Below are 11585 nucleotides of genomic sequence, written 5' to 3' on the forward strand. Positions count from 1 at the left end.
CGCTGTGCCGCATGTGTGGGGTGCCTGCTACTGACGTTGACCACATCGACAACGACGGGAACAACAACGAGCGCGACAACCTGCAAGGGCTGTGTCATGAGTGCCATTCCCGCAAGACTGCCGGTGACATGGGCAAGCGTGTCAATTGGGGCTGTGATGCTGATGGGATGCCGCTAGACCCGCGCCATCCGTGGGCGCAGATGGTGAGCCAGCTAGTAGAACGAAAGCATGAAAAATCGCCAGCAACTGAGTCCCATGTACCGAGTGGATTCCCTTGTTTTAATGCAAACCGAAGTTAAAACCCATGAAATCCCGCCGCCCACGCTCCGATAGTGCTAAAGCTGCCCTGCAAGCGCACCAGAACGCCGCCTGTGCGACGCTGGAGCCGCCCGGGTACGTCACCCTTCCCGAGCATTGCAAACCCTTCTGGGAGGCGATTATCACATCCAGACCGCGTGATGCCTGGACGCCGAACGACCTGGTGAATGCTGCGAACCTTGCCCGCACGCAATATGCGCTGCAATCGGCTGATGTGGGTGGCGACGAACATGCAAAGCTGACTCGGCTGTCCATGGCGCTTGCAAGGGCGTGCTTCGTGCATCCGGGTGCGACTGGAAGGGCTGAGGATCAAATCAACGCCGCCATGCTCGAGCGTGAAGCCAGAAGCCAAGCGCATGATGATCTGATTCCCCGCCTGAAGGTGGTGTGATGACACGATCTGAGAAAGTCATCCGGTTTATCGAACGGTACTGCGTGACGCCTGAAGGTGCACACGTAGGCGAACCGCTCAAGCTGGCCGACTTTCAGAAGGTGTTCATCCGGGAGCTGTACGACAACCCGCACGGAACCCGCCGCGCCTATTTGAGCATCGCCCGCAAGAACGGCAAATCTGGGCTTATTGCTGGCCTTCTGCTGGCGCATCTGGTGGGGCCGGAGGCGGTGCAGAACAGTCAGATTGTGTCCGGTGCCATGTCGCGGGATCAAGCTGCGCTAGTGTTCAATCTGGCCAGCAAGATGGTGCAGCTATCCCCGACGCTATCCGATCTGGTGCGCATTGTCCCGAGTGGCAAACGCCTGATCGGCCTGCCGCTTAACGTGGAGTTTCGGGCACTGGCTGCTGATGGCAAGACGGCACACGGCCTGTCCCCTGTACTCGCCATCCTGGACGAAGTGGGGCAGGTACGTGGCCCACAGTCAGACTTCATTGACGCCATTGTCACCAGTCAAGGGGCGCATGATTCTCCACTACTGATTGCAATATCGACGCAAGCGGCAAACGATGCTGATCTGTTTTCCGTGTGGCTGGACGATGCTGCAAGCAGCAACGATCCGCACATCGTCAGTCACGTCTACGCGGCCCCTGAAGGCTGCGAGCTGCTGGATGAATCGGCATGGCGAGCTGCAAACCCTGCATTGGGCCTGTTCCGCAGCGAGAAGGATCTATCCGAGCAGATGAAGCAGGCACAGCGTATGCCATCCATGGAAAACACGGCCCGAAATCTGCTGCTGAATCAGCGTGTATCGACTGAATCACCGTTCATCAGCCCGGACGTGTGGAAGGCCTGTAGTGGGCCTGTAGGCACGCCAGAAGGCCCGGTTTTCGCTGGCCTGGACTTGTCTGCACGCACTGATTTAACGGCGCTGGTGCTGATCTGGCGCGAGGGTGAGGTGTGGCACGTGCAACCGCACTTCTGGACGCCAGAGAAGGGCTTGCAGGATCGTGCAAAGCGTGATCGTTGTCCCTATGACGTGTGGGAGCGGCAAGGCTACCTGCGCACGACTCCGGGTGCATCCATTGACTATTCGTTTGTGGCGCGTGACATGGCCGAGATTCTCGGTGAGCTGGATGTTCAAGGGATTGCCTTCGACCGCTGGCGCATTGATCTGCTGCAACGCGAGCTAGACGCCATCGGCCTGGACTTGCCGCTGATCGAGTGGGGGCAGGGATTCCGCGACATGACCCCTGCGCTGGACGCCCTCGAGGCCGAATTGCTGAATGGCCGTGTGGCGCATGGTGGGCATCCGGTGCTGACGATGTGTGCTGCAAACGCCGTGGTGACGAAAGACCCTGCCGGAAGCCGCAAGCTGGACAAGGCCCGCGCTACTGGACGCATTGACGGTATGCAAGCCCTGGCAATGGCGATGGGCCTTGCCGCACGCTCTGAGGTGGCCGAGATGGCTACCTGTGAGGTTTTCTATGTTTGAGCGTGACAGCGTGCTGTCCGTTCGACCCGTTCCGACACACGGGTTAGGCGCGTTTGCCAGTGTCGGGGCTTGCGGAAGGGTTTATGGGTTTGCATGAACCCGCTCCTTTCGACTTCTGCAAGAGCCGGTGCGGGAGTGATGACCCGGCGACCGGCACCTATTCAGCCAGCAATCAACCATGAAAGCCTGCCATGCCTGATCTATTTGCCGTGAAAGACCATCTGCGCATCGAATCCAGTGATGAGGATACGCTGCTGCAAAGCTATCTGGACGCCGCTACAGCGTCTGTAGCCGACTACCTGGGGCAATCCCTGCCTGATCCCATTCCCGCGCCTGTAGAGGCCGCAATCCTGCTGCGTGTGGGCGATCTGTACGAGCATCGGGAAGAACAGGCAGAACGCCCGCTGGTGCAAAACAAAACGTTTGAGCGCCTGCTGTCTCCCTATCGGCTGATGGGGGTGTGAGCATGGAAGCCGGTACGCTGGATCAACGCGTGACGCTGGAGCGATTCACGGAAACCGAAGATGCCTATGGCGCTACTGTTAGCGAATGGGTGACGGTGGGCACGTTCTGGGCTGCTGTGCTGCCTTTGAGCGGCAAGGAAATCATTGCCGGTGACGCTGTGGCCGCACTGACTGACGTGCGCGTGATCCTGCGCTATCAGCCTGGCATTACTGCTGCTGATCGGCTGACGCATCGCGGCAAGACACTGGAAATCAAGACGGTGATCGAGCGAGCCAGTCAGAGGCGGGTGCTGGAATTGCTGTGCAAGCGGGTGGGGTGATCCTGCAATTGCTGGTGGGGTAGAGCAGGGCGGTGTGAGTCCAGATTTGCCCCCAACCTGTCGCATAATGGCGTCAATTTCCCACCTTTTTTGCCCGTTTTGAAAATCAAATGGGGGAACAAGTGGGTATAGGGGAACAAGTGGGGGCAAACGGCAAAAGTCACCGCGAAAAATCCCTTTGTATTCAATGGCATACCGGAAGAATTCGAGTCTCTCCGGGCGGCCAATTTTCTGCAGGTGGCCCCATGCAAGCGCTGATTTCCCTGTTCTTCGACACGCCGCGACGTACTCTGGCCTGGATTGCTGTTGCGGTTGCGGGCATGCTGGCGTTTGGGCTGAACCTGCAATACAACGGTGGACTCACGCCATGTCCGATGTGCATCGTGCAGCGCTACCTGTATATTCTGGTGCTGCTGCTGGCGCTGGCCGGCTGGGCGGGCAAGGGGTGCCGCTGGCATGCGGCGAGTTATCTTCTGATCGTGCCGGTGGCGGCTGCGGGGGCGTTTGTGGCGGCGCGCCAGTCCTGGCTGCAGTGGTATCCGCCCGAGTTCTACAGTTGCGGCCGCGACTTCTACGGCATGATCGAGCAGATGCCGCTGAGTCAGGCGCTGCCCAAGATCTTTGCCGGCAGCGGTGATTGCACGGCGGTGGACTGGACTTTTCTCGGCGGCACGATCGCCAACTGGTCTTTCGTGGGCTTTGTGGCCCTGATCGTGATCGGCATCGGCTGGCTGCTGCGCATGCGCAGGCAATGTGCGGCAAAGTAACAGGCACAATAAGGCAAGGCCTCTGGAAATCCAGTGGCCTTGCTGTTTCAGGAGGCCGACCATGCCAGCCTCTTGCCGGACCGGCGCTTACTTGTTCTTGGCCAGCAGTTCGAAGGCGTTGCGCACTTCACCCATGGGGCGCTCGCCCGTTTCGTAGATGTTGTTGGCGCGACCGACCAGCAGGGTGTCGAGCGTGCCGATGTTGTCCAGAGCCTTGTTGGCGTAGGGCACCTTGTTCAGCACGTAGCGCATGGCGTTGAGGCGGGCGCGCTTCTTGCAGTCGGACTTGATGACGGTCCAGGGGGCGTCCACGGTGTCGGTTTCGAAGAACATGGCTTCCTTGGCGCGGGTGTAGTCGTCCCACTTGTCGAGCGAGGCCTTGTCGATTGGGCTGAGTTTCCACTGCTTGAGCGGGTGCAGCTCGCGCTCCTTGAAGCGGCGGCGCTGTTCGTCGCGGCTGACGGAGAACCAGAACTTGAACAGGAACACGCCGCTGCGGGTGAGCATGCGCTCGAACAGCGGGGCCTGCAGCATGAATTCGCGGTATTCCTCATCGGTGCAGAAACCCATCACGCGCTCGACGCCGGAACGGTTGTACCAGGAACGGTCGAACAGCACGATTTCCCCGTGCGTGGGCAGGTTCTTCACGTAGCGCTGGAAGTACCACTGGCCGCGTTCCTCGTCGGTCGGCTTTTCCAGGGCTACCACGCGCGCGCCGCGCGGGTTCAGGTGTTCCATGAAGCGTTTGATGGTGCCGCCCTTGCCGGCTGCATCGCGGCCTTCGAACACGATCACGACGCGCGCGCCGGTTTCCTTGACCCAGGCCTGCAGCTTGAGCAGTTCTACCTGAAGCGAGTACTTCTGCTTCTCGTAGTTCTTGCGGCTCATCAGGTTCTTGTAGGGGTAGCCGCCCTTGCGCCAGTCGGGAGCCAGCTCCTCGTCGGCAGAGACGTTCTGGCGTACCACGGAGCTGTCGATGGCCAGCATGCGCTTGAGGGCTTCGACCTCGTCCTTTGAGGCGCGGGACAGCAGCGTCTGCATGGCCTCGAGCTTGTCCTCGGCCTTTTCCAGGATCTGCTCGATGGCAACACTGCGGCGCGTCATGGCGGACATGGAGGCATCATGCGTGGCGACCTTGTCGATGTTCTCGACAGCACTCTTGCCGATCACCACGTCACCGGAACGCACCAGACGTGTGGGATCCTTGAGGGAGATGGGGGTGGTTTTGCGGGTCACCATGCGGGAAACTCCTTTTTCAGATTGACATTCGATACGGGCCACGGGCACGGCAGCAATTGCCTGCCGCGGGATGCGTGGCTTACTGCAGCTTCTTCACCAGCACCAGGCTCTTGCGGTCCCAGTTGTACTTGCGCTTGCGGGCTTCCGGAAGCCAGGTCGGATCAACCACGGTGAAGCCGCGCTTGATGAACCAGTGCATGGTGCGGGTGGTGAGGACGAAAATGCTTTTCAGGCCCATTGCGCGGGCGCGCTGCTCGATGCGGCGCAGCAGCTTGTCGCCGTCGCCCTGGCCCTGCACTTGCGGGCTGACGGTGACCGAGGCCATTTCGCCGGTGCCGTCTTCGGGGTAGGGATAGAGCGCGGCGCAGCCGAAGATCACGCCGTCGTGCTCGATGATGGTGTAGTGGTCGGCATCGCGCTCGATTTCGGTGCGGCTGCGCTTGACCAGGGTGCCGTCCTTCTCGAAGGGCTCGATCAGCTGCAGGATGCCGCCCACGTCCTCGATGGTGGCTTCGCGCAGGCTTTCGAGCTTTTCGTCGACCACCATGCTGCCGATGCCATCGTGCGTGTAGATTTCAAGCAGGATGGAGCCATCGACCAGATAGGGCACGATGTGGCTGCGTTCCACGCCGTTCTTGCAGGCAGTGACGCAGTACTGCAGATGAAAGCCCATGTCGGACGGCTTTTCGGCCGGCGGCAACTGCGCCAGCAGCTCTTCGGCGTAGGCCAGGGGCAGTTCGGTGTCAATGGGGTTGTCGTCCGCCGGGGGATCGAGCGGGCGCAGGCGGATGCCGCCGTTGTCCGTCAGGAAGATCAGCTTGTCGGCATGGAGTTCGCTGGCGACTTCGGTGGCCACGTTCTCCATGGTGAGGTTGAAGGCTTCGCCCGTGGGCGAAAAACCCAGCGGAGACAGCAGTACCATGGCGCCGCCATCGAGCATGGTCTGGATGGCGGTGGCGTCGACCTTGCGCACGAGGCCTGAGTGCTGGTAATCGATGCCGTCGACGATGCCGACCGGGCGTGCCGTGAGGAAGTTGCCCGAAATGATGCGTACGGTAGCGCCGGCCATGGGCGTGTTGGGCAGGCCCTGGCTGAAGGCGGCTTCGACTTCGTAGCGCAGCTGGCCGGCGGCCTCGAGCGCGCAGTCCAGCGCCACGCTGTCGGTGACGCGGGTGCCCTTGTAGAAATGGGGTTCGTAGCCCTTGGCGCGGAGCTGTTCGTTCACCTGCGGACGGAAGCCGTGCACCAGCACGATCTGCACGCCCATGCTCTGGATAAGTGCCAGATCCTGCGCGATGTTGCCGAGTTTGCCGGCAGCAATGGCCTCGCCAGGCACCCCGATCACGATCGTCTTGCCACGGTGCATGTGGATGTAGGGCGCAACGGAACGGAACCAGGGAACAAAGGTGAAGTTGAAGACGCCGGACATCGGAGGGCAGGGGATTTCTTGTTCGATTCTTGCAGGAGCTTGCAGGTCGCTTGCGGGAATATATTTCGCGCGCGCGACTGCCATGCCCCGATTGTCCGCCTTTTCCTTTCGGGGTAAAAGGTCTTGCGTGCTCCGGCATGTGAATTAGTTACGCAAGTGTTGCCCTGATGCAGCCTGTGTTGTCAACTTTGGTGATATGAGGAGTTTCCCGGAGTTGTCAGGGGCCTGCCAGAGGTACGCGCTTCTGCCATTGGGGAGGTAACAGGTCGAACAACGGGGTGGGGTCGCGTTGCAGGCGGCGTGCGTCGGGAGCTGGCGAACCGTCGATGAAGGGCGACGCTGGGGCCAGGTTGACGTTGGCAAGTTGCGACATCCAGCCAATGTCGACACCACCCGCACTGTTCGGACGGGAGTAGATCAGTTCCAGCATCCTCCTTGCCGGGAGGTTCCCCTTGGCGCTGGCCAGCCGATAGAGCCGTATGGCTTCCGTGAAATTTCTGGGTCGACCGTCGCCACGATGGTTGGCGCGGGCCGCACGGTAAATGTCCTCCGCCGGACTGTTGGCATCCGGGTAGCGTCCTTGTCTCGTGCTATCCGGTTGCTGGACAATGCGGATGTCGGCTTGGGCGGATGCTGCGTGCGGGGCGTCCTGCCGGACATATCCGGAGGCCTTTGGCAGATTGTTGCTGGTTGCCGCACGCAAGCCTAGTTCGATTTCTGCCTGTACATCGCCGGAGCGTGCCGCACGTCGCAGCAGTTGCCTGGAACTGGCAGTGTCACTGCTACGGAAGGCCGTACCATGGCGGGTGCTAAGCAGCCAGGCAAGGTAATCGGCTCGGCCTGGATGCGTATGCCTGAGTTCCGTGATATGCCCGGATGCAGCCTCGAGGTTCTTCTCTCCGTTGCAGGCCTCCATGTGACACCATGCAAGCCCGGCATGTGCCCAGCCTTGCCCGCCCAGATCCAGTGAGCGGGCGAACCAGTCGAAGGCTTGCGGAAGGTCTGCGCGCGTGCCTGCACCATGCAGGTAGATGAGGCCCAGCAGCCAAGCCGCATCGGCAGCGGAAGCGCTTCCACGGGGTGATCCATTCACTTCCCACTTCAGGCGGGATATTTCCTGCTCGAATGCCGGGTCGGGGATCGTCAGGCTGGTAGAGGCAGTCGGGCCAGCGCCGGGGAAGGGCTTGTCCATGCCTTGTGCACACGCTGCACCATTACCGCCCAAGGTGAACAGCAGGATGACAGCGGAAGTTGCAGACTTGCCGTGGCGAGTCAGAGTGGACAGTTTGGACATGCTCGACAGAGGTCTTGTGGTTCGTATCAAGGCTTGGGCAGGACTTGCCACTTCAGCGTCCTGGATGCGACTGCCTCTTTGCCGAATGCCTGCTCGAATTGCTGGCGCACGCCTTCGACGCCGCTGGCGCCTTGGACCAGCGTCAGGGCGGGAACCTGGTAGGGCGCCGGCAGCTTCTTCATGGGATCTTCGCTGGTGGCCAGGCAGATCGCAGATTCAGTGCCAGGGGCGCCCGTATCCAGTACGAACGGCGGATTGGGCGACATCCAGTCGGGAATGCGGATGGTCTGGTTGGCCGATACCAAGGACGCAGGATTCGACATGTTGGGAAGCAGGCGAATTACGTTCCCCTGCGGGCTGGCGTGGTAGCACGAAAGGTGCGAGGCCCGAGACAGGCGTACCGACAAGAATAGCGGGGTGCCGGAATAGAACTGTGTCTTGTCAATGACCGGGTTTTCGATCTGCAAGTCGATTTTCAGGGGGGCGGAAGCTTCTGGGAGAGGACTGCCGGCATCACGTTTGTCAGCCTTGGTGTTTTGCCACCCGATGCGCTCGAAGTTGCCATCCCCATCCAGCTTCACGAAGTTGCGCAGGACGCGGTCATAAGTGGTGTAGTCGATGATGCCATTGACCACAATACCCTGATCTGCCTGAAACCTAGCGACTGCGTCGCGCAGAATGGGGCTATTGGCGAGCAGCAGGGCCTCGCTACGGGGAAGATAGCCCTGGGCGATGAGGGAGCGCTGTATCAGTCGCTGGCGCGTCAGTGGATCGCTGGATTCATACCATTCGCGCAGCTGTCGCTGGAAGGCAGGGTGGGTTTGTTCCAGTGTCAGGCATTGCCAGTAGGGCACGCGCGCCCATTTGCCTGTCAGTTCGATCATGGCCAGTTCGACCAGGGTACGTACTGCGGCGCCTGTACCCAGCGCATAGTCGCGACCGACATTGAAATCCCATCCATACTTGCCGATCCGACCGGAAAGATCCAGGCCTTGTCCGCCGTTTCCAATGATGACTTCATTCGCGGAGTCGAGTCCGGGAATAATGGTGCGGGATTTGAAATCTCCCAGGTGCAATTCCAGGCCCACCACGGTGGCACTGCGATTGGAACCCATGCCGCTTTCAAAGCGGGTGGCCGAAGTGCCCAGCTGCATGCGGTTGTTGATGACGTTCTGGTCGACAAAGGACATTGCGCCCGACACGTACAGTGCCGGTCGTTGCAACTGCATCTGGTTGTTGTTCAGCAGGATGGTGGTCAGGTTCTGGACGGTGTCTTGGCGTGCTATGTCCACCTCGAAGTCCACATAGCGGAAGGCATTGCTCAGGCGCGACATCTGCGACAGCGCAGTGATGATCATTTCCTTGGTGGCGACGGGCACTCGTGTGGAGTAGTCGGGGATAGACTTGCTGCTGATCAGGGTCGTGGGGACCCGCGCCTCCTGGAACAGCTTGTCCATGCACATTAGCGAGTCGGAGAAGCTCGAAATTGACCGGACCGGGCGGGTGACCGGTCGGGATGACATGCTGGCGTAGGACTGGAACTCGGCATCCCGTGCCGGATTGATGGGCAGGCTGCAGCCTGTGGCGAGCAGTGTCGTCAGTGCAGGAACAAGAAAACGCCGGAAGGACGGGCGCGTGCCAGCCAGGCGCGGCAAATGGGAAGAAATTGCTTTCTGGATCTGAATCGGCATGACTGACTTTCGGGGCTGTGCGTGACTATCCTGGATGTTGCTCTGCAACCGGCATCGCAGCGTGAGCAGCTTAGTTGCAAATGTTGATGACATCCCCGCGCAGGACGACGATCTGGTCTCCCTTGCCCTTGGTTGCGCCAGGCACTCCCGGCGTGGTGGCAAAGGTATTGCTTGCAACTTCCTGTACGCAGGTGCGCTGGAGGGCGTTGCCGGAGCTTCTGGAAATCACGTCTTTCTCGGTATAGATCGTGCCGTCGCCAGACATCTGGGACTTGGCCTTGGCCTGGTAGCGCGCCACTTTTGCGCGTAACGACGCAGGCATGCCATCCGTCTTTTCAAGCGGGCTGGACTTCTGCACGGAATAGTTGGGCAGTTTCAGATATTGCACGGGCCGGCTCAGAGTAATTGTGTCCTCCCAGGGCCCTGCGAGCAGGGGGCTGGTGGCGGAGCCGGCGACGAGCAGGACGGCAATCAGCGGAATGCGTTTGAAGAACATGCCGATCTCCTGGTGGTGATAATGACCAGGATGCAGCTGCCTGTCATCTAGTTAGGCAGCTGCACCACGGAGGGCCGGACGCTTACGGAGCGGGAGCGTAGTTGTTGGCCAGGTTCTGCACGGCTTCAGTCATGAAGCCGAGTGATTCGTTGGCGATGTTGCTGCCATTGGCATAAACGACCTGCAGTTGCGGAGCGTCAACGGTCACGTTGCCGTCGTTGGTGGCCAGGTTCTGCTTCGCAGTGCTCAGGAAGCCGCTGGCTTCGTTGCTCAGGCTGGAATCGTTGGCAATTGTCAGCTGAATGGACGGGCTGTTGATTTCAACGCCAGCCGTGTTGGTGGAGACGTTCTGCTGTGCCTTGACCATGAAGCCAGCAGCCTTGTTGGTGATGGAAGACTGGATGGCAGCGACGCCCTGGATGGAGGGGGCGTTGATCTGCACTTCACCCGGAGCTGCGAAAGCAGCGGTAGTGGCGAAAGCAGCGGCAATGATTGCGAGGCGTTTCATGTTGGTTTCTCCAAGGATTGTTGATGGATACGGCTGCCAGGAGGGGCCTGCCAGTCGGACGGGCTGCCGGTGTTTGCGTTGTGTTACACCGTTTGCTCGACGACTGCAGTTTGTTTCGTCTGCCAGGCTTTGGAAATCGCCAGATCTGGGTACCCATCCTTCCGGGCTACCGTTCGCAAATGAAACACAAGCCTTTGATTTATATGGATAAACACAAATGAATAAATACAAAAGTGCACATGTAACTTAATGTAAGATTCATGTTTATTTGAAAAAATACAAGAAAACCCAAAAAGTTAACGGTGTTTCCCGCTAGAAAAGTTGGTAACAATCTTGATAAATTTCGTAGCATGTGTAAAGCATCAAGAAATTTCGCCCGTTGACGAAAATTTTGTGTGACGGTTTTGTTACTTTTGTGGTATTTTCTCATGCGACGCTATGTTGGCAGGATAGATCGTCCGATTCAGGTCGTTTTGGTGGAAGGTAATACACACGCCCAGCGTGTGATTGCTGGCGAGTTGCAGAAAGATCCGCGGATCGATTTGCGTGCCATAGCCAGTTCCCTGCAGGATGTGAAGCGCATACTGGCTCAGCAGGAGTTCGATGTGATGCTGCTCGATTTGCAGCTCCAGAGTGGACAATGTCTTGATGTCATCGATCAGGTCAAGCAATGTATGCCGCTGGTGGAGGTGGTTGCCACCTCCATCGATGACGATGAAGCACTGGCCATGCTAGCGTTCGAAAAAGGCGCCACCGGGTATCTGGTCAAGAGTTCTTGGTTCGTCAGCTATGGCGATGCCATTCTCGAAGTGGTCCACGGTGGGGCTCCCGTGACGGCCAGCATCACCCGCCGCCTTTTGCCACGGTTGCGCAATGGGGCGGGAGCCAGGGGCGCACGTCTCGATGGCAGGGCTTCGCAAGGAGAGGAGTGTCTTACCCTCCGCGAGCAGGAGGTGTTGCAGATGGTGGCGAAAGGCCATACCAGTGCTGAAGTGGCGACGGAGTTGGGCATCAGCGTGCAGACGGCGAACGCACACCTGAAGAATATCTATCGCAAGCTGCAGGTTCGCTCGCGTGCGCAGGCGGTCAGCAAGGCGATTGCCCTCGGCCTTCTGCTGCAAGCCAGGGGTGCAACAGGAGCGTGATCAAGGATAATCACGCTTTTCCCTATT

General features: G+C 59.5%; 13 protein-coding genes. 7 read left to right on the forward strand and 6 right to left on the reverse strand.

Translation table 11 applies throughout. The features are described 5' to 3' along the window. The first annotated feature begins 11 nt into the window (after nt 1–11). The 6 genes from ACX36O_RS06005 to ACX36O_RS06030 all read left to right on the forward strand — a co-directional run bounded on the left by ACX36O_RS06005 (nt 12) and on the right by ACX36O_RS06030 (nt 3756). Entirely contained in the window at nt 12–299 is a 288-nt protein-coding gene (locus ACX36O_RS06005) for an HNH endonuclease signature motif containing protein (protein ID WP_488360233.1), read from the forward strand. Between the two features lie 5 nt (nt 300–304). After that, nucleotides 305–709 (forward strand): terminase, encoded by a 405-nt coding sequence (locus tag ACX36O_RS06010; protein WP_488360199.1) that lies wholly within the window; start codon nt 305–307, stop codon nt 707–709. Further along, nucleotides 709–2205 (forward strand): terminase large subunit, encoded by a 1497-nt coding sequence (locus ACX36O_RS06015; protein WP_488360200.1) that lies wholly within the window; start codon nt 709–711, stop codon nt 2203–2205. The genes ACX36O_RS06010 and ACX36O_RS06015 overlap by 1 nt, the downstream gene beginning before the upstream one ends. A 191-nt stretch (nt 2206–2396) precedes the next feature. Then, nucleotides 2397–2669 (forward strand): head-tail connector protein, encoded by a 273-nt coding sequence (locus ACX36O_RS06020; protein ID WP_488360201.1) that lies wholly within the window; start codon nt 2397–2399, stop codon nt 2667–2669. Between the two features lie 2 nt (nt 2670–2671). Further along, nucleotides 2672–2989, forward strand: coding sequence for a phage head closure protein (locus tag ACX36O_RS06025; protein ID WP_488360202.1), 318 nt, complete (start codon nt 2672–2674; stop codon nt 2987–2989). Between the two features lie 254 nt (nt 2990–3243). Then, complete coding sequence (locus ACX36O_RS06030; RefSeq protein ID WP_371686421.1) at nt 3244–3756, forward strand: disulfide bond formation protein B; 513 nt, start codon at nt 3244–3246, stop codon at nt 3754–3756. An 87-nt stretch (nt 3757–3843) separates the two neighbouring features. Here ACX36O_RS06030 and ppk2 read toward each other — a convergent pair whose 3' ends face one another. The 6 genes from ppk2 to ACX36O_RS06060 form a co-directional block, all read right to left on the reverse strand. After that, nucleotides 3844–4995, reverse strand: a complete 1152-nt coding sequence (gene ppk2, locus ACX36O_RS06035; protein WP_371686390.1) for a polyphosphate kinase 2 — start codon at nt 4993–4995, stop codon at nt 3844–3846. 79 nt (nt 4996–5074) lie between these two features. Then, nucleotides 5075–6424 (reverse strand): amino-acid N-acetyltransferase, encoded by a 1350-nt coding sequence (gene argA / locus ACX36O_RS06040; protein ID WP_213360495.1) that lies wholly within the window; start codon nt 6422–6424, stop codon nt 5075–5077. 217 nt (nt 6425–6641) lie between these two features. Next, on the reverse strand, nt 6642–7718 hold the full coding sequence (locus tag ACX36O_RS06045; protein WP_371686391.1) for a tetratricopeptide repeat protein: 1077 nt from the start codon (nt 7716–7718) through the stop codon (nt 6642–6644). Between the two features lie 26 nt (nt 7719–7744). Beyond that, the gene (locus ACX36O_RS06050; RefSeq protein WP_371686392.1) at nt 7745–9409 is read right to left on the reverse strand and encodes a DUF4384 domain-containing protein; all 1665 of its coding nucleotides are present in this window, start codon (nt 9407–9409) and stop codon (nt 7745–7747) included. A 70-nt stretch (nt 9410–9479) separates the two neighbouring features. Continuing rightward, nucleotides 9480–9905 (reverse strand): hypothetical protein, encoded by a 426-nt coding sequence (locus tag ACX36O_RS06055; protein WP_213360500.1) that lies wholly within the window; start codon nt 9903–9905, stop codon nt 9480–9482. Nucleotides 9906–9987: 82 nt separating this feature from the next. After that, nucleotides 9988–10413: a hypothetical protein gene (locus ACX36O_RS06060; protein ID WP_213360501.1), complete on the reverse strand. Its 426-nt coding sequence runs from the start codon at nt 10411–10413 to the stop codon at nt 9988–9990. Between the two features lie 428 nt (nt 10414–10841). On the opposite strand from ACX36O_RS06060, the gene ACX36O_RS06065 reads away from it, so the two are divergent. After that, complete coding sequence (locus ACX36O_RS06065) at nt 10842–11558, forward strand: response regulator transcription factor (protein ID WP_213360502.1); 717 nt, start codon at nt 10842–10844, stop codon at nt 11556–11558. Nucleotides 11559–11585 lie beyond the last annotated feature (27 nt).

This window comes from Brachymonas sp. KE5 (assembly GCF_057773645.1).